Source organism: Vibrio sp. D404a, from assembly GCF_030248535.1.
Classification (GTDB): Bacteria; Pseudomonadota; Gammaproteobacteria; order Enterobacterales; family Vibrionaceae; genus Vibrio.
The window spans coordinates 74,414-93,086 of sequence record NZ_JAHGAJ010000004.1; the positions used below are offsets into that span (position 1 = coordinate 74,414).

Annotated in this window: 19 protein-coding genes; all 19 read right to left on the reverse strand. The window is 46.2% G+C overall.

Annotated elements, in window-relative coordinates; all coding sequences use genetic code 11:
* Positions 1–98: 98 nt before the first annotated feature.
* The 19 genes from KI655_RS02580 to KI655_RS02670 all read right to left on the reverse strand — a co-directional run bounded on the left by KI655_RS02580 (position 99) and on the right by KI655_RS02670 (position 18,656).
* Positions 99–326, reverse strand: a complete 228-nt coding sequence (locus KI655_RS02580; protein ID WP_285401422.1) for a zinc ribbon domain-containing protein — start codon at positions 324–326, stop codon at positions 99–101.
* Between the two features lie 39 nt (positions 327–365).
* Positions 366–1,364, reverse strand: coding sequence for a sensor domain-containing diguanylate cyclase (locus KI655_RS02585; protein WP_285401424.1), 999 nt, complete (start codon positions 1,362–1,364; stop codon positions 366–368).
* 287 nt (positions 1,365–1,651) lie between these two features.
* Positions 1,652–2,539, reverse strand: coding sequence for an alanyl-tRNA editing protein (locus tag KI655_RS02590; protein ID WP_285401425.1), 888 nt, complete (start codon positions 2,537–2,539; stop codon positions 1,652–1,654).
* A 74-nt stretch (positions 2,540–2,613) separates the two neighbouring features.
* Positions 2,614–4,095 carry a ribosome biogenesis GTPase Der gene (gene der / locus KI655_RS02595; protein ID WP_285401427.1) on the reverse strand — a complete coding sequence of 494 codons (1,482 nt, stop codon included), beginning with the start codon at positions 4,093–4,095 and terminating at the stop codon, positions 2,614–2,616.
* Positions 4,096–4,254: 159 nt separating this feature from the next.
* The gene (bamB, locus tag KI655_RS02600) at positions 4,255–5,415 is read right to left on the reverse strand and encodes an outer membrane protein assembly factor BamB (protein WP_285401429.1); all 1,161 of its coding nucleotides are present in this window, start codon (positions 5,413–5,415) and stop codon (positions 4,255–4,257) included.
* A 10-nt stretch (positions 5,416–5,425) separates the two neighbouring features.
* The gene (locus tag KI655_RS02605) at positions 5,426–6,040 is read right to left on the reverse strand and encodes a YfgM family protein (RefSeq protein ID WP_285401431.1); all 615 of its coding nucleotides are present in this window, start codon (positions 6,038–6,040) and stop codon (positions 5,426–5,428) included.
* Positions 6,041–6,125: 85 nt separating this feature from the next.
* Positions 6,126–7,394, reverse strand: coding sequence for a histidine--tRNA ligase (gene hisS / locus KI655_RS02610; RefSeq protein ID WP_285401433.1), 1,269 nt, complete (start codon positions 7,392–7,394; stop codon positions 6,126–6,128).
* A 61-nt stretch (positions 7,395–7,455) separates the two neighbouring features.
* Positions 7,456–8,577: a flavodoxin-dependent (E)-4-hydroxy-3-methylbut-2-enyl-diphosphate synthase gene (gene ispG, locus KI655_RS02615; RefSeq protein ID WP_285401435.1), complete on the reverse strand. Its 1,122-nt coding sequence runs from the start codon at positions 8,575–8,577 to the stop codon at positions 7,456–7,458.
* Between the two features lie 7 nt (positions 8,578–8,584).
* The gene (rodZ, locus tag KI655_RS02620) at positions 8,585–9,532 is read right to left on the reverse strand and encodes a cytoskeleton protein RodZ (RefSeq protein WP_285401437.1); all 948 of its coding nucleotides are present in this window, start codon (positions 9,530–9,532) and stop codon (positions 8,585–8,587) included.
* 441 nt (positions 9,533–9,973) lie between these two features.
* Entirely contained in the window at positions 9,974–11,092 is a 1,119-nt protein-coding gene (locus KI655_RS02625) for a bifunctional tRNA (adenosine(37)-C2)-methyltransferase TrmG/ribosomal RNA large subunit methyltransferase RlmN (RefSeq protein ID WP_285401439.1), read from the reverse strand.
* A 336-nt stretch (positions 11,093–11,428) separates the two neighbouring features.
* Positions 11,429–11,863 (reverse strand): nucleoside-diphosphate kinase, encoded by a 435-nt coding sequence (gene ndk, locus KI655_RS02630; protein ID WP_032551313.1) that lies wholly within the window; start codon positions 11,861–11,863, stop codon positions 11,429–11,431.
* Positions 11,864–11,967: 104 nt separating this feature from the next.
* Positions 11,968–13,263: an aminopeptidase PepB gene (gene pepB, locus KI655_RS02635; RefSeq protein WP_285401442.1), complete on the reverse strand. Its 1,296-nt coding sequence runs from the start codon at positions 13,261–13,263 to the stop codon at positions 11,968–11,970.
* A gap of 206 nt (positions 13,264–13,469) precedes the next feature.
* The gene (gene iscX / locus KI655_RS02640; protein ID WP_032551310.1) at positions 13,470–13,670 is read right to left on the reverse strand and encodes a Fe-S cluster assembly protein IscX; all 201 of its coding nucleotides are present in this window, start codon (positions 13,668–13,670) and stop codon (positions 13,470–13,472) included.
* Positions 13,671–13,764: 94 nt separating this feature from the next.
* Positions 13,765–14,103 (reverse strand): ISC system 2Fe-2S type ferredoxin, encoded by a 339-nt coding sequence (gene fdx / locus KI655_RS02645; RefSeq protein ID WP_032551309.1) that lies wholly within the window; start codon positions 14,101–14,103, stop codon positions 13,765–13,767.
* Positions 14,104–14,123: 20 nt separating this feature from the next.
* Entirely contained in the window at positions 14,124–15,974 is a 1,851-nt protein-coding gene (gene hscA / locus KI655_RS02650) for a Fe-S protein assembly chaperone HscA (protein WP_285401445.1), read from the reverse strand.
* A 22-nt stretch (positions 15,975–15,996) separates the two neighbouring features.
* A complete protein-coding gene (gene hscB, locus KI655_RS02655; protein WP_285401447.1) occupies positions 15,997–16,512 on the reverse strand; it encodes a co-chaperone HscB in 516 nt (171 codons plus the stop codon).
* A 96-nt stretch (positions 16,513–16,608) separates the two neighbouring features.
* Positions 16,609–16,932 carry an iron-sulfur cluster assembly protein IscA gene (gene iscA, locus KI655_RS02660; RefSeq protein WP_032551305.1) on the reverse strand — a complete coding sequence of 108 codons (324 nt, stop codon included), beginning with the start codon at positions 16,930–16,932 and terminating at the stop codon, positions 16,609–16,611.
* Positions 16,933–17,030: 98 nt separating this feature from the next.
* Positions 17,031–17,408, reverse strand: coding sequence for a Fe-S cluster assembly scaffold IscU (gene iscU, locus KI655_RS02665; protein WP_004740340.1), 378 nt, complete (start codon positions 17,406–17,408; stop codon positions 17,031–17,033).
* Positions 17,409–17,441: 33 nt separating this feature from the next.
* Positions 17,442–18,656: an IscS subfamily cysteine desulfurase gene (locus KI655_RS02670; protein WP_032551302.1), complete on the reverse strand. Its 1,215-nt coding sequence runs from the start codon at positions 18,654–18,656 to the stop codon at positions 17,442–17,444.
* Positions 18,657–18,673 lie beyond the last annotated feature (17 nt).

Sequence of the window (18,673 nt, forward strand, 5' to 3'; positions counted from 1 at the left end):
GGGCTTAAACATTGAAACGTACTTTAGGACGCGCCAGTATTTTGGGGTGAGACGATATTTTGGGCCGAGATAAATTGATTAGACAGGCTATATCAAAGCTATGCCGTCGGCTTAAACTCAAATGTCACTCTCGACTTAGACTTGAGTTCATTGCATTTATCATTACAAAAGTAGCTGGCGGCACCGCATGCCTGAAGCTTCTCGAGCTGACTTTGACAGTCAGGGCAATAACCAATCTTGGTAAAATGCATTGCACAGGTTTCGCAGTGGTATTGTCCGTCCCAACTTAATTCAGACTGACACTGAGGGCAGATATTTTCGCTCATATCGCATTCCTAAATCATCAACTAGGGCTAACTCTACGCTTAGTGTACTTTCGATTGCTTGATTTGATACATGTTCTTGTCTGCTTGCGCAATCAAACCACTTAAACCGTTTGGATTTTTCTCAAACGCCATCCCCACACTGACTGAAAACTGAGTTCCATCGATATATAACGCTTCTTGCAGCGTACTGTTAAGTACTCGATAAGTCTGAGAAAAACTCTCTTCCGAATTGAAACAAGAGAACACCACAAACTCGTCTCCACCGTAACGCCCTACTTTAGCGCACGCAGTCGTCGCGTCGTCGAGAACCTTGGCAACTCGCTCTAAGATTTCATCACCAAAGCGGTGACCATAGGTATCATTGATCGCCTTGAACTTGTCGACATCGACAAACATGCATCCCATGATCTTTTCTCCAAAGCAGCGCTTTTCGAGAACTTTCTGAGCTTCACATAGCAGTGCTCGACGATTAAGACATCGAGTTAATGAGTCACGAGTAGCGTGATATTGCAGTTGATCCTCGAGTTCATATTTCTCTAAAGCAACAGAGTAGAGTGATGCCAACAGCTCAAGGATTTCAACCTCGAACTCATGGGGCTCAGAGGGGAACTGACTATAAATAGCAAAAGTGCCAAGCACCAAGTCATTAGAAGAGAGAATAGGAACAGACCAGCAGGCATGCAGATTCGCTTGCTGAGTTAACGGTAAGAAAGCCGCCCAGTTTGGGTGATGGTTAATATCTGAGACAATCACCGCCTTTTTTAAGGCCGCTGATTCGCCACATGAACCTATCCCCTTGCCAATCGAAACTCCCTCAATTTTTTCATTATAAAACTGAGGTAAGTTCGGCGCATATTCAAGGTGTAGGGTTTGAGTCTCGGTATTGAGCAACAAGATTGAAGCCATGCGCTCGCCAAAAAGATGTTCAGTAAGCTGAATGATCTTCTCATTCAGCTCCTTTCGATCCATGCCAAGCGCAAGCCTACGTAACAGGCTATTTACGGATCGATGAGCTTCCAATAAAAATTCTTTTTCCATTCACTACAGCTTTATTAAGTGTATTAACAGCAACCTGTTCTTATGCAAGTCTACTTTTTGTTCGATAATAACACACTAACCAACCGAGGCGCACATCCCGAGATCAAAGCTTGATCTTTTGCTTTATCTATTTTGATCAGCGATCTACCCCAAAAAGAATATTTATATCACCACACACCGAAAGCATAAGTTACATGTGCTGCATTTGGATTTTAAACAGCATATAAAACCAAATTGACGTATTAAATCAAGGCTTGTCAGAACATCTCATCTCGATCTGTTGTCGATTAATGTCTAATTACATGCGTCTGCATTTCAATGTGTTGGTCATCTAGTTTGGTCAGTTTTACCGACAAACGGCCTAGCTGAGTGGAGCTAGTGATATGAGTACCACCACAAGGTATTGAAACTAAAGAAGTTTCATTTTTCTGCCATTGCCAGTATCGAGAATCGGTCAAGCATTCGCCTTCGAGTTTCATCGAAACCTGAGTTTCAACGGCCAGCCACTCTGCGATCGTTTGATTGACTGATGCTTCAATCTCAGCAAGATTTTCTAGCATATTCGCAACATTGAGACCGCGCTTTTTAAGGGTTTTCCCTAAGCGATATTTATCGGTGCATAAATCAGGGGTAACGAAACTGGTCACTTGAGCGTAACTATTGAAATCATAGTGCCCGAGTGGATCTTTTCTGTCAGCATCCTTACGCCAGTAGTGTGCAGCAAGCACTTGGTTAAGCGCCAGATACGCGACGTGCCCCGCACTGTGGCCACGGCTAAGGCTATCTTGGTAGGCTTGATTGACATTGAGCTCAACCGCATCACCAACCTTAAGCATTTCAGCCGAAGCAGGTAACTGATGCACCACCACAAAAATCCAGCCTTCCGTATCACGCTTAACAGGAATATCTGCTGACACGTAGAGTTTTCCAGTGGATTGTTCTATTGCACCAACCAGACAATCTTCAACGTCCACACGCTGTTGTTCAATGGTCACATAACCCTGATCCGCAGGATGATCTGGCCAAATATGGCTAACTGGATGAAACGGTGTTTTGTCAACGACGAGGTAAGTCTTATCCGCTTGCTGTTCTACGTACTGCACTGTCGCAGTTAGGCTCCAGATTTGATGACAAAATTGAGTGATAGTTGGAGTGATTTGAGTCGATGTGGTCATATTATTTTCGTTCGAATAAATTTTGCTTAAAAAAATACCCGAGCTCGGCTCGGGTATCAAATCAGGAGTAAAGGTTACTTACGGCCTTTCATCATGCTCATCATGCGCTTACGTTTACGCTCTTGAGAGATAGTTAGCTTGTTTGTCTTACCTTCAAACGGGTTCTCACTGTTCTGGAACTGAATACGAATTGGCGTACCCATGATCTCTAGAGAACGACGGTAGTAGTTCATCAAGTAACGCTTGTATGAATCTGGCAGCTCACGTACTTGGTTACCGTGAATAACCACGATTGGTGGGTTATAACCACCCGCGTGCGCGTACTTGAGCTTCACACGACGACCACGAACCATAGGTGGTTGGTGATCATCCGTCGCCATCTTCATGATACGCGTCAGTACTGAAGTACCTACACGTGTTGTCGCTGACTTGTAAGCTTCTTGAACAGACTCAAACAAGTGACCAACACCAGTACCGTGCAGTGCAGAGATGAAGTGGATACGTGCAAAGTCAACGAAACCAAGACGACGATCTAGCTCTTTCTTAACGCGCTCTTTCACGTCGTTATCTAGACCATCCCACTTGTTTACCGCGATCACGATTGAACGACCTGCGTTCAATGCAAAGCCTAGTAGGCTCAAATCTTGGTCAGAGATGTTTTCGCGAGCATCGATAACAAGCAGTACTACGTTTGCGTCTTCAACTGCCTTCAGCGTTTTTACTACCGAGAACTTCTCAACCGTTTCGTTGATGTTCTTACGACGACGTACACCCGCAGTATCGATCAGAACGTATTCACGCTCATCACGGCTCATTGGAATGTAGATAGAGTCACGCGTTGTACCCGGCATATCGTAAACAACCACACGCTCTTCGCCAAGGATACGGTTCGTTAGCGTTGATTTACCTACGTTTGGACGACCAATGATAGCCAGCTTAATTGGTTGATCTTGAAGACGTTGGAATTCTGCTTCCGCTTCTTCTTCAGTGAAATCAATTTGCTCAGCTTCTTCGTCTTCAAACTCAGTCAGATCGCTTACTTCACCTGCTTCTGCTTTTAGCGCTTCAGCAAATGGGTTAAGTGCTAGGTCGATCAGTGCTGTTACACCACGACCGTGCGCCGCTGCGATTTGGTACATGTCTTCTACACCAAGCTGCCAGAAGTCAGCGCTTGCTGCATCAGGGTCGATACCATCAACCTTGTTTACTACCAGCATTGATGGCTTTTCTAGTTGACGAAGGTGCTTCGCGATAGCAACGTCAGACGGTGTTAGACCAGCACGGCCATCTACCATGAACAGTACTACATCAGCTTCGTCGATCGCCGCCAATGATTGTTCTGCCATTTTTGTTTCAACACCTTCTTCAGTACCGTCGATACCGCCAGTGTCGATTACAATAAATTCATGTTCACCAAGCTGAGCTTGGCCATATTTACGGTCACGCGTTAAGCCAGGAAAATCCGCAACCAATGCATCGCGAGTTCGAGTCAATCGGTTAAACAACGTAGACTTACCTACGTTCGGACGCCCTACTAGAGCAACAACAGGTACCATAACAACCTCTACAATTTCTTTTCTTAATGTAGTTATAGGTAAACACTTGTTCGCAAGTTTAAACTCTTACCTATAACCACACGCTTTATTAATTTTACAACAACAAAACGGCTCCTGGCTGTTACCAACCAGGAGCCGACTGTGAATTATATCACGCTTTTATTGGCTAATCGTCAGTTTCTTTACATCGCCGTTGCGAGTCACGACAAGGTAGCCACCAGAAAGCTCAATTGGTGCAACGGCAAAGCCGCTGTCGTCCACCAGCTGTTGTGCCACAAAGTCACCCGTCGCACGATCTAGCCAGTGTAGGTAACCTTCTGTGTCACCGACCACTACGTATCCGTTAATGATAGCAGGTGCCGTCAGTAAGCGGTTTTCAAGCAGTGATGTACTCCAGATCTCTGTACCACTTCGTGCATCAACTGCCGCTAAGTGATCGTTGTCTGTCACAACAAATAGACGGCTACCATCGCTCGCTAAATCAATTGCAGAAGAGTAGTTACGCTTCCACACTGGCTTACCAGAACGTAGGTCGATCGCAATCAGCTGACCATTAACACCAACGGTGTACAGCGTGCCACCCAGTACCACTGGAGAAGAGTCAACATCAACCAAACGGTCAATCTCGGTTGCCCCTTTCGGTGTGCCTACCGGCTGTTGCCAGATAAGTTGGCCACGATCTACGATTGCCGCTGCAAGTCGACCGTTCGCTGTTCCCCAGAATACACCGCCAGAAACAGTAACAGGTGCACTGTCACCACGCAGGGTTAGGCTAGGAACTTCAGTACTGATGGTCCACTTTTCCTCACCCGTTGCTTGGTCAAGCGCGACCATCATGCCACGGCTAGTGTGAACTAGAACCATGTTGTTCTCTGTTGCTGGTGCCGCTAACACTTCACCATTCACAGATACACGCCAAAGCTCTTCACCGGTTTCTTCATCAACCGCGATCATCTCGCCATTTTCTGAACCAAGGAAAACCTTACCGTAGCCTGCCGTCAAACCACCAGAGATACGCGCAATCACGTCTTTCTCTAGGTCGGTTTTCCAGATCTCTTTACCCGTTTCTGGGTCAAGTGCTTTAAGCATGCCGTCACGACTAGCCACAAATACTTTGTCGTATGCGTATTCAGGCGTGAGCTTTGAGAAGTAATGACCAACGCCATCACCCACAGATGCAGACCACTCTTGAGAAGGCGTAAATTCGCTGGTCACGGTTGGCACAGGAGCCATGATCACCGTGTCTTCTTCACTCGCACAGCCAGCAAGAAGTCCAAGAGCTAATGCACACAGTGTCGCTTTGGGAAACATCTTCTTCATTCAAAGCGCCTTATTTAGCTAGGTCGTCAAGTTTGATTTGAAGCGTTTGGCTAGCATCAACCGCTTGTTGTGCTTCTGTGTAAGCCGCGTATGCCGCGTCGCTGTCGCCTTTACGAAGTGAGATATCACCACGTAGCTCAGCCACTCGACCTTTCCACGACTCATCAGTAATCGCCGCTAGATCGCTCAGCGCCGCATCAAACTCGCCTTGCTCTGCTTTTACGCGAGCAACACGGTAGCCTAGTAAAGGCGCAAGCGCTGCATCTTTCGTTGCAGACTGTGCCCATTCTAGTTGCTCAAGAGCTGCTGCGAGATCGCCCGCTTCTACTTGCGCTTTTGCTAGCTGCATTGCCGCGAGTACTGAGTACTCTGCGTCTTTGTTGCTGTCGATAAAGGCTTGAATGTCAGCTTGTGCATCAAGGCCTTTTGCATCCAGTGCAGAGATAGCTGTGGTGTAGCTTTCAGAAGCCGCTTCACGAGCTTGGATCACTGAGTCTTGGTAATAGCGCCAGCCAAATAGACCACCTAAACCAATCACAGCACCAAAGATCACAGCTTTGCCGTTCTCTTTCCACCAGTCTTTAATGGCTTCAACTTGTTGCTCTTCGCTATCGTAAAGTTCCACTTCCTGTCCTCTTTGATTCTTTTAAACGCCAGCAAAGGGCTGGCGTTGTATATTCATATTGAGCGTTTACTTGCTCAGCGGCGACTTAGATAAGTGCTGCAACTTTTGCTGCAACCTCTGATTGGGCAACAACTTCTTGTTCACCACCAACCAGATCTTTCAATACTACAGTGTTGTCTGCTACTTCGTTTTCACCCAGTACCAGTGCAACCACTGCGCCTACTTTGTCAGCACGCTTAAATTGTTTTTTGAAGCTACCACCACCGAAGTGGTTCATTACGCGCACACCTTCGATGTTGTCACGTAGTTCGTTCGCCAGTTGCATACCTGCGATCATCGTGCCTTCACCAGCTGCAACCATGTAAACATCAACGCTGCGACGAACTTCTGTAAGCTCTAGTGTTTCCATCATCAGTACTAGACGCTCTAGGCCCATTGCAAAACCAACAGCATTCGTTGGTTTGCCACCCAGTTGCTCTACTAGACCATCGTAACGACCACCGCCACACACAGTGCCTTGTGCACCTAGGCTATCGGTGATCCACTCAAATACGGTGCGGTTGTAGTAGTCAAGACCACGAACTAGACGCTCGTTAACTTGGTATTCGATACCAACAGCATCAAGAAGTTCACACAAACCTGCAAAATGTTGCTGAGACTCTTCACCTAAATATTCAGAAAGGCGAGGTGCGTCACCAAGAATAGCCTGAACGTCTGGGTTCTTAGTATCTAGAACACGCAGTGGGTTGGTGTGCATGCGACGCTTACAATCTTCATCCAGTACGTCGATGTGTTGCTCAAGGAACGCCACAAGTGCTGTACGGTAGTTTGCACGGTCTTCAGTAGAACCGATTGAGTTCAGCTCTAGACGTACGTGTTTGTCGATGCCTAGCTCACGCCATAGACGCGCTGTCATCATGATAAGTTCTGCGTCAACGTCTGGACCATCTAGACCAAATACTTCCACACCACATTGGTGGAATTGACGGTAACGACCTTTTTGAGGACGCTCGTGACGGAACATTGGACCCATGTACCACAGACGCTGTTCGTCACGGTTAATTAGGCTGTTTTGAATGCAAGAACGTACACAACCCGCTGTACCCTCAGGGCGTAGCGTTAGGCTGTCACCATTGCGGTCTTCAAAGGTGTACATCTCTTTTGAAACTACGTCTGTCTCTTCACCAACAGCACGGCTAAATAGGTTCGTTTCTTCAACGATAGGCATACGTACTTCGTTGTAACCGTATGCGCTCACCACGCTTTTTACTGCGTTTTCTACTTTCTGCCACAGTGGTGATTGAGTTGGAAGGCAGTCGTTCATGCCTCGGATTGCTTGAATATTTTTAGCCACAATTTTTTCCGTCATTCTGCACAACAAGGCACGGCCTTACGCCCTACCTCATCATGTTTAATTAATCTTCTAGGTTCTTAAGGTCGATGCGATTGGATTTATCCATCACAGACGCTTTCGCTCTGATCTTCGCTTCTAGCTGGTCGACAAGGTCATTGTTGTCGAAACGCTCTTTCTGACGCTTACCGTCTTCGTAGAACGCACTCTTACGTGCACTACCCGCAAGGCCTAAATGCGACACTTCCGCTTCACCAGGGCCATTTACTACACAACCGATGATGGACACATCCATTGGCGTAATGACATCTTCTAGGCGCTCTTCTAATGCATTAACGGTATTAATAACATCAAATTCTTGGCGAGAGCAGCTTGGGCAAGCGATAAAGTTGATACCACGCGAGCGAATACGCAAAGACTTCAGAATATCAAAGCCTACTTTGATCTCTTCTACTGGGTCTGCCGCAAGGGAAATACGCAGTGTATCGCCGATACCTTCAGATAGAAGCATGCCAAGACCAACCGATGATTTTACTGCACCGGCACGAGCACCGCCCGCTTCTGTGATACCCAAGTGCAGAGGCTGATCAATCTTCTGCGCTAATAGGCGGTATGAGCCTACTGCTAAGAAAACGTCTGATGCTTTCACACTGACTTTGAACTGGTCGAAGTTGAGTCGATCAAGGATATCCACGTGGCGCATTGCAGACTCCACTAGGGCTTCTGCTGTTGGCTCTGTGTATTTCTCTTGAATGTCTTTCTCTAGAGAACCACCGTTAACACCAATACGAATCGGAATATTTTTGTCGCGAGCGCAATCCACCACTGAGCGAATACGGCTCTCGTTGCCGATGTTGCCTGGATTGATACGTAGACAGTCAACACCGTACTCTGCCACTTTTAGTGCGATACGGTAGTCGAAGTGGATGTCCGCTACCAAAGGTACCGAAACTTGCTGTTTGATCTGTTTAAACGCTTCTGCTGCATCCATCGTTGGAACAGAGACACGTACAATGTCAGCACCCACATTTTCTAGCGCTTTAATTTGAGCAACAGTCGCCGCAACGTCTGTTGTTCGAGTATTTGTCATGGATTGCACGGCAATTGGTGCACCATCACCGATCGGCACGTCGCCCACATAAATACGGGTCGACTTGCGACGAATAATAGGAGATTCGTGTTGCATATTAACTCTAAGGTAAGGTTATTCTAGCTACTTTGCCTGAAGTATACCCAGAAAGGTCGACAGGTTCACTCGCAAATGTCATTGAGACCGCTTCTGGAGCACCGATAACCACTTTATACGGGGTTTCGCCTGATAAATTCAGTGATTGACCCGCTTTTTTAATACCGGTAGACAAGGTTCTGCCTGTCGCATCTTTCACTTGAATCCAGCAATCAGCACTGAACTGCATCACCAATTCGTTAACAAGCGGCTCAGGCGTCACCACTTCTGGCGCAGCTTCTTCTACTGCAGCTTGCGTTTCTACTGCGGCAACTTGTGTCTCAGTAGGTGCTTCCATCTCTGGGGTGATTTCTACTTCTGCTGTAACATTAGCGTCTGCCATTACTTCGCTGTCGACTACTTCTGGTACATCAACAGCTGCTGTTTCCGCTTCAATTAGGTCTAGTGAGGTTGTGAGTTGATCATCGTTTAACTCATCGACAACAAGCTCTTCGGCGCTCTCTTCGGCAATCAGGGATTGAGACAGGGTATCTTGCTGCTGATTCTGCCACCACCAAAGCGATGAAATTCCGGCAATCACCGCGAAGATGCTCCAAGTCAGTAGCATAATACGGCTATTGTGCTTTTCTGTTTTGGTTTTACGCGAGAAGCTCATCATCTCTTGTTCTTGATGTTGAACATCACCTGCGTGTTCTAGGGCTTCTAAAACAACCTTTTCATCCAAGTTCACATACTTTGCATACGAACGAACGTAGCCGCGCATAAAGGTCGCGACTTGGTCTGAATCAAATTGGTTGTCTTCAATCTGTTGGATCAAGCTAACGCGTAGCTTCAAACGAGAGGAGACTTGTTGTTGGGTTAAACCTAACGCTTCGCGTCGGTTTTTCAGTATCGTTCCTGCTTCTAGTACAGGAGCCGCCGCTTGTGGAGTTTGTGTATCTTGTTCTGTGTTCATAAAGTTGAACTTCTAAATATTATCGTCGGTTGTCGAGAGCCATTTTTTATTATCGTTTACGCTCAATCTTACAACCCACTCTTTGTTGAATTTGTCCCGTAACTCGTATCAAAAACCTTTTGAAATCGAAAACTACACACTGCTATGCATAAGGGTTTTCTCAGGCGCCATCTGCTCAATGCCAACCTAGTAAATAGACATATTGATGATGCGAGTCGCGAGTAAGCACTTAAAATGAGTTTAAGCTGATTTAATCATAAGCCAATGCCATGACAAGGCAAAAACACTTTCGACAAAATTTACCGTTAGCTCATGGTTTTGTACAAAATTTAACGAAAAATGTAAAAAAGCGTGGCATTCGCGCTCGGGAAACGGTGATAAACGGTCAAAAACAAACAAGCCAGAAGTAAACTTCTGGCTTGTTAAAAAAGCGGGAGCGAATTAAAGCGCTTTAACTGGGATAGTTTCCGCAGCCGATTTCTGCTTAGTACGTTTGGTACGGTCGATAACATCACCCACCAGCTGACCACATGCGGCATCGATATCGTCACCACGCGTCTTACGTACTGTTACTGTGTAATCGTATTCCATCAGTGTTTTCTGGAAACGGTCAATACGAGAGTTGCTTGGCTTCTTGTATGGCGAACCTGGGTACGGGTTAAACGGAATCAAGTTAACTTTACATGGCGTATCTTTCATTAGCTCAGCAAGTTCACGAGCGTGGTTCATGTCATCATTCACATGATCCAAGAGCACGTACTCAACCGTTACTTTACCGCGGTTTGCATTTGAAGAAGCAATGTAACGACGAACCGATGCTAGGAAGTCTTCGATATCCCAACGGTCATTGATCGGCATGATTTCGCTACGCAGCTTGTCGTTTGGCGCGTGCAGCGAGATTGCCAGTGCTACGTCGATGTTACCCGTCATTTGATCAAGGCCAGATACAACACCTGACGTCGATACGGTTACGCGGCGCTTAGACAGAGCAAAACCAAGATCGTCTAACATGATCTCTAATGATGGCATTAGGTTTTTCATGTTCAGTAGTGGCTCACCCATACCCATCATTACGACGTTAGTAATTGGACGACGACCTGTCTCTTTCTCAAGACCGATCTCACGAGATGCACGCCAGATTTGGCCCACAATCTCAGATACTTTTAGGTTACGGTTGAAGCCTTGTTGCGCGGTTGAACAGAATTTACATTCTAGGGCACAACCCACCTGTGATGATACACACAGCGTCGCACGGTCACCGTCTGGGATGTATACCGTTTCAACGTCTTGGTCGCCAACGCGCATTGCCCATTTAATGGTACCGTCAGAAGAGTGTTGAGCTTCAGAAACAACAGGTGCAACGATCTCACAGCGGCGTTGGAGTTTCTCACGCAGCTTTTTGTTGATGTTGTTCATGTTTTCGAAGTCATCGACACCAAAGTGGTACATCCACTTCATTACTTGATCTGCTCGAAAAGCTTTCTCATTCAATTCTTCTGTGAAAAATTTACGAAGACCTTTACGATCAAAATCGAGTAGATTGACTTTAGCTGTGGTCATGGTGCCTCTCAATGACGGAACAATAATTAAGGGCGCGAATTGTACAGCCTTTACGCATCTTCAACAAGAGCTGTAAAACCCTGTCTTTACTAAGACATTCAAAGTTAAGTGATTAAAAATTACACAACCATCTTTCGCTACTTACAATTATAGAAATAAGCGCAAGATTCCCGACTATACTCCTTCGTCGCTATCGGGAATGACGGTGCGACTAACCGCTCCTTTCTCGTCATTCCAGAGTCGAGGCACGAGATATCTGGAATCTCAAACAGCGTAAAACCCACTTACAAAAAAGGCCTCACCGAAGTGAAGCCTTGAGAATCGTGAGCCCGTCGCTTATTCAGCAGGACGTGGGCAGATTTCAGATTCTGGGAAGAAGAACTCAATCTCGCGCGCTGCCGATTCTGGGCTATCGCTGCCGTGTACTGAGTTGTAACGCATGCTAATTGCGTAGTCTGCACGGATAGTACCGCACGCCGCTTCTTCAGGGTTTGTTTTACCCATCAGTTCGCGGTAACGACAGATCGCGTCTTCGCCTTCTAGTACCTGAACCATGATAGGACCAGACGTCATAAACTCTTTAAGAGCTGGGAAGAATTCTTTGCCTTCGTGTTCTGCGTAAAAACCGCTCGCCTGTTCTTCTGTTAGGTGCACCATTTTAGCTGCAACGATTTGTAGGCCCGCTTTTTCAATGCGGTGGTAGATTTCGCCGATCAAGTTACGTTTAACAGCATCTGGCTTAACAATTGAGAACGTTCTTTCTAGAGCCATAGGGTTTCCTTCACTTCATTTTTTTTGTTATTAAAAACGACACCTGCCCTCATTATCTGAGTTTAGGTAACAATCAGGCAGCCGATAGCTGCCTGATTTTATAATTATTTTGCTTGCTCAGTCAGCAGACGAGCCAGAGTGCGTACACCCATGCCTGTTGCGCCCGCCGCCCATTTATCACTTGGAGACTTACGGTAAGTGCCCGCGCAATCCATATGTAACCAGCCTTTCTTGTAGTCGTCTACAAAGTAAGACAGGAATGCCGCTGCAGTGCTCGCGCCCGGTGTGTAGTCGCCAGTGCTGATGTTTGAAAGGTCAGCAAAGTTTGATGGCAGCATGCCACGGTGGAAATCAGCTAGAGGCAGTGGCCATAGACCTTCTTTCTCTTGGTTTGCCGCCGTTAGTGCTTGATGAGAAAGCTCATCGTCAAAGCTCATCAGTGCGTGGTAATCATTACCTAGTGCATTCTTCGCAGCGCCCGTTAGCGTCGCACAGTCGATGATAAGCTCTGGGTTTTGCTCACTTGCGTACATCAGACCATCAGCCAAAACCAAGCGACCTTCCGCGTCGGTATTCATGATCTCTACCGTGGTTCCGTTTTTGTAAGTGATGATATCGCCAAGCTTAAGAGCACGACCCGAGATCATGTTCTCTGCACAACATAGAATTAGCTTGATACGCTTGTTCAGACCACGCTCAATCGCCAGACCTAGACCACCAGTGATCGTCGCTGCGCCGCCCATGTCAGCTTTCATCGCAGTCATGAATTGGCCAGGTTTAATGCTGTAACCGCCTGAATCGAAAGTAATACCTTTACCTACTAGACACGCAAATACTGGCGCGTTTTCATCACCCGTTGGGTTGAAGTCTAGTTGTAGCATTGCTGACGTGCGCTCAGAACCGCGACCAACAGCGTAGATGCCTTCCCAACCTTCAGTAAGTAGGTCTTTGTCTTTAACGATCTTCGCTTTTACAGTGCCTTCTGGCGCGATAGATTTGATGTATTCAGCAGCCATCGTTGCCAGCTGACGCGGTGCAACTTCTTCTGCCGTTTTGTTGATGATGTCACGAGTCCAGTCTGTCGCGCGAATACGAGCTTCTAGCTCAGCTTGGTCCGCTTCTGGTAGCTCGCCCCACTCTAGCGTGGTTTGCTTTTTAGGGCCGCGATAACCTTGGTGGAAAGCCCAAACGCTCTCCAGATCCCAACCTTCGCCTTGCAGTGAAATGAACGAAATACCTTGTCCGTCAAGTTTACGACCAGCACGTTGAACTGCACCTAGATCGTGACCTCCTGCTAGGTGGATTGTCGCACCTGCTTCTGAAAACGAAAGGATAGCCTTATCTCCCCACTGAGGCTGGGCAGGCTCTTGACTTAAAAATACTGACATCTGTGTAGACATGATTTCTCCTTGTCTTTGAACCACGTTACCTTAGTGATTCAGATTATTTTTTATTAGCGAACTGATGTTAGCATTATGTAGGAGTAAAATGTCATTTTGATAAAAAAACGGACCATAAGGTCCGCTTTTTTTAGTAAGAATTGTTAACTTGGCTGTGTTTTCAGAGAGCTTATCTCTATCACCAAGTTAAAAATGAGCGTAGAACGTTAGTCCATCTCATCCATCCAGCATAGAATGATGGCCTCAAGGATCTTCTCATTCGAGTGATTTGGTTCATCATCGAAGTCTTCAAGATCTAATATCCATTGGTGCAGATCGGTAAAACGTACTGTTTTTGGATCCGTATCAGGGTATAAGTCGCATAGTTCAATCGCGATATCTCGCGAGTCAATCCACTTTAAGCTCATATCATTTCCTTATTAGTTAAAGGCACTCATGCGCCTCTAATACACTATTATTCTAAGCCAGTTTTACTAAAATCTTCGCCATTCGGCTTGAGTTTTAGTGATCTTCAGAAGCTAGGTTTAGCGTGTATTTTGGAATCTCAACAACGAGATCTTCATCCGCAACTTTTGCCTGACAACCTAGACGAGATTCCATCTCTAGGCCCCATGCTTTATCTAGCATGTCATCTTCAAGATCGTCGCTCTCTTCTAGTGAATCGAAACCTTCACGAATCACAACGTGACACGTTGTACATGCGCACGACTTTTCACATGCATGCTCAATACCAATGCCTGCCTTTAGTGCAACATCAAGTACCGTCTCGCCAGTTTCTGCTTCTAGCACTGCGCCTTCTGGACATAGATCTTCGTGAGGTAAAACAATAATCTTTGGCATGTTTATCTATTCTCTAACTATTAAATATTATCGACTGACTGACCTGACAGTGCAGCACGAATTGATTTATCCATACGACGAGAAGCAAAGTCTTGGCTCGCTTTGTCTGTATTCTTAATCTCTAGCTCAATGGCATCAACGTCATCACCGTTACGCTTTTCGATCAAAGACTCAATCGCTTGTAGTAGCTGTTGTTTCTCTTGTTCGTTAAGCAGCTCGTCGCCATCAGCCTGCATTGCTGCAATTAGACCTTCAATCACACGATCCGCTTCTACACGCTGCTCAGCTAGTGCACGAGCTTGCATGTCTTCTTTTGCGTATGTCATTGAGTCTTTGAGCATGTTAGCCACTTCATCATCGCTTAGACCGTATGATGGCTTAACTTGGATTTCCGCTTGAACGCCCGTGCTCTTTTCCATTGCTGTCACAGACAAAAGACCGTCTGCATCCACTTGGTAAGTTACGCGAATATGCGCTGCACCCGCAGCCATAGGCGGAATACCTTTAAGAGCAAAACGAGCTAATGAACGACAGTCATCAACCATCTCACGTTCACCTTGAACAGTATGAACCGTCATTGCCGTTTGACCATCTTTAAAGGTCGTAAACTCTTGCGCACGAGCAACAGGAATAGTGGTGTTACGAGGAATGATCTTCTCTACTAGACCACCCATGGTTTCGATGCCCAGTGAAAGCGGGATTACGTCCAATAGCAGCATTTCAGCATCTGGCTTGTTGCCCGCTAGGATATCCGCTTGAATTGAAGCACCAATCGCAACCACTTCATCAGGGTTAATGCTCGTCAGCGGTGTGCGACCAAAGAAGTCACCGACCATTTCACGAACAAACAAAGTACGAGTTGAACCACCTACCATAACAACTTCAAGCACTTCATCGGCGTCTACATCAGCATCTTTCAATGCACGACGACAAGACATCAGAGTTTTCTTAACCAAAGGCTTGATGATGTCGTTAAACTCATCACGAGTCAGGGTTCCATTCCAGCCAAGAACTTCGACGTCAACTTGCTCTTCTACAGAAAGGCGGATTTTTGCATCCGTCGCAGCATCTAGCAGAACACGGCTTTGTTCAGCAGTCAGCTCAGTCAAACCGGCTTGCTGTTGGAAGTGCTCAGCGACTAAATGGTCAAAATCGTCGCCACCCAGCGCAGAGTCACCACCTGTTGCTAATACTTCAAATACGCCTTTTGATAGACGCAGGATAGAGATATCAAACGTACCACCACCTAAATCGTATACCGCAATCACGCCTTCTTGACCTGAATCTAGGCCATAAGCAATCGCAGCAGCCGTCGGCTCATTCAAAAGGCGAAGAACATGAAGACCTGCCAGTTGCGCCGCATCTTTTGTACCAGCACGCTGCGCATCATCGAAGTATGCTGGAACAGTAATTACCGCACCTGCAAGTTCACCGCCTAGCGTAGACTCGGCACGTTGACCCAAAGTACGCAAGATATCAGCCGATACTTGAATTGGGTTCTTAGTGCCTTGTTCAGTACGAATAACTGGTAAGCCATTGTCGCTCTCTTCAAATTGATAAGGCAGTGATGGGTAACGCTGCTGAATATCAGCCAATGAACGACCAATAAGACGTTTCACTGAAATGATGGTGTTCTGTGGATCAGTCTGTGCACAATCACGAGCCTCTTGGCCAGTAGTGTGAGAATCAGCTTGATAGTGAACCACAGAAGGCAAAATTGAGCGGCCTTGAGCATCCGCTAAAGTCGTCGCTTCACCACTGCGAACCGAGGCAACAAGAGAGTTGGTGGTACCTAGGTCGATACCCACAGCCAGCTTATGCTCATGCGGTGCTGAGCTTTGTCCTGGTTCTGCAATTTGAAGTAATGCCATGAGGATTCCTTTTATCTAGTCGCTAGTCGAGCAGGTGATCTTCGACTTGTTCTATTTCTTTCTTGAGTTTTGCGATGAATTTCAGTTTACGAACACTGTCGGCGGCTTCTTCCCATGCGGCTTGATCCAGCTGTTGCTCGATCTGCGCAAGGTGTTGTGTGTACATTTTGCCGACTTTAGTATCGAAGTCGAACAGCTCGTCAGCACCATCTGGGCTTGCTGCGATATGCTCTAATTCTTCACGCAGTTCCATCTGCTCCATAAGGAACATGGGATCTTGCATGGTTTGCTGTTCACCACGAATATCAACGCCATTCTGCACTAATAGGTGCTCTGCGCGACTAATTGGGTTCTTAAGTACCTGATAAGCGTCATTGATTTGAGAAGCTTTTTGCACCGCTAGCAAGCGATCACGCTCGGAGGCAGTAGCAAAGTTGTCAGGGTGAAATTGACGCTGCAGATCTCTAAACTGAGAAGCAAGAAGGCTACCATCCAGTTGAAACTGAAGTGGTAGCCCAAATAATTCGAAATGATTCATGTAAAGGTGGTCCTAATTTTAGGCCCTGATGCAGAGCCTAATTGTACGTTGCTTACAATCGATGCGCTTACAATAGATGCTTAGCCATTGAAGCACTTATACATTAAAGCTCTCACCACAACCACACTCGCCTTTCGCATTTGGGTTGTTGAATTCAAAACCTTCGTTTAGGCCTTCTTTTACATAATCAAGCTCAGTGCCGTCTAGGTAAACCAAGCTCTTAGGATCAATGATGACCTTAACACCTGAGTGCTCAAATACTTGGTCTTCTTCATTAAGTTCGTCAACGAACTCAAGTACATATGCCATACCTGAACAGCCAGTGGTTTTTACGCCCAAACGTAACCCGATACCTTTACCTCGGTTATCTAGGAATGCTTGAACTCGGCTTGCCGCCGTCTCTGTCATGGTGATGGCCATACTACAACCTTGTTTTAATAATTTGAGAACTCAGTGGGAGTGCAAAACGCACTCCCTAATATTACTATTTTTTTGCAACGATTCGCTACGGGGTACGATTAACGTTTCTTTTTGTAATCCGCAACGGCTGCTTTAATTGCATCTTCAGCAAGAATCGAACAGTGAACTTTCACTGGTGGAAGCTCTAGCTCTTCTGCAATTTCAGAGTTTTTGATTGCTGCTGCTTCATCGATACTCTTGCCTTTAACCCACTCAGTAACTAGTGAGCTAGACGCGATTGCACTACCGCAACCGTATGTCTTGAATTTTGCATCTTCGATAATACCTTCTGGTGTTACCTTGATTTGCAGTTTCATTACGTCACCACATGCTGGTGCGCCAACCATGCCGCTACCTACACTTGGATCTTCTTTATCAAACGAACCTACGTTACGTGGGTTTTCGTAGTGATCAATTACTTTTTCGCTATATGCCATGATAGTTACCTCGTATCCTCTATATCCGTGAGATTAGTGATGTGCCCACTCAACAGTGTCCAGATCAATCCCTTCTTTATACATATCCCATAGAGGAGACATGTCGCGTAATTTGTTTACTGCTACACGAATCTGTGCGATTGCGTAGTCAACTTCTTCTTCCGTTGTAAAACGGCCGAATGAGAAACGTACTGAGCTGTGTGCCAGTTCATCGTTCAGACCAAGAGCACGTAGAACGTACGATGGCTCAAGGCTAGCAGATGTACATGCAGAGCCAGATGATACTGCTAGGTCTTTTAAAGACATAAGCAGAGACTCGCCTTCAACGAAAGCAAAGCTCACGTTTAGGTTGTGCGGAACACGCTGGTCTAGATCACCGTTTACCGTTACTGCTTCAAGGTCTTGAACACCTTTCAATAGACGCTCACGTAACGCTAGTGCGTGGTCGTAGTCTTTCTGCATATCTTGTTTAGCGATAGCACACGCTTCACCCATACCAACGATTTGATGGGTCGCTAGTGTACCAGAGCGGAAACCACGCTCATGACCACCACCGTGCATTTGAGCTTCAAGACGAATACGAGGCTTACGACGAACGTAAAGTGCACCGATACCTTTAGGGCCGTACATTTTGTGAGCTGAAAGTGAGATTAGGTCAACTTTAGTCTCTTGTACGTCTAGTGGAATTTTACCCGCAGACTGAGCTGCATCAACGTGGAAGATGATCTTGCGTGAACGACATAGTTCGCCGATTGCATTGATATCTTGGATAACGCCGATTTCGTTGTTTACGTGCATGATAGAAACAAGCACTGTATCTTCACGCATTGCAGCTTGTAGCTTGTCTAGATCGATGATGCCGTTTGATTCTGGCTCTAGGTAAGTTACCTCGTAGCCTTCACGCTCAAGTTGGCGACATGGATCAAGAACCGCTTTGTGTTCTGTTTTGCACGTGATTACGTGCTTACCTTTCTTCTCGTAAAAGTGCGCAGCACCTTTAATAGCAAGGTTGTCAGATTCTGTTGCACCAGACGTGAATACGATTTCACGTGGGTCTGCATTCAGGAGATCGGCAATTTGCTCACGAGCATTATCTACTGACTCTTCTGCTTGCCAGCCGTAACGGTGTGAACGAGATGCTGGGTTACCGAAGTTACCGTCCATCGTCATACACTGAACCATTTTTTCAGCAACACGAGAATCAACTGGGCAAGTAGCTGAATAGTCAAAGTAAATAGGCAGTTTCATTTTCTACTCCAATGTAA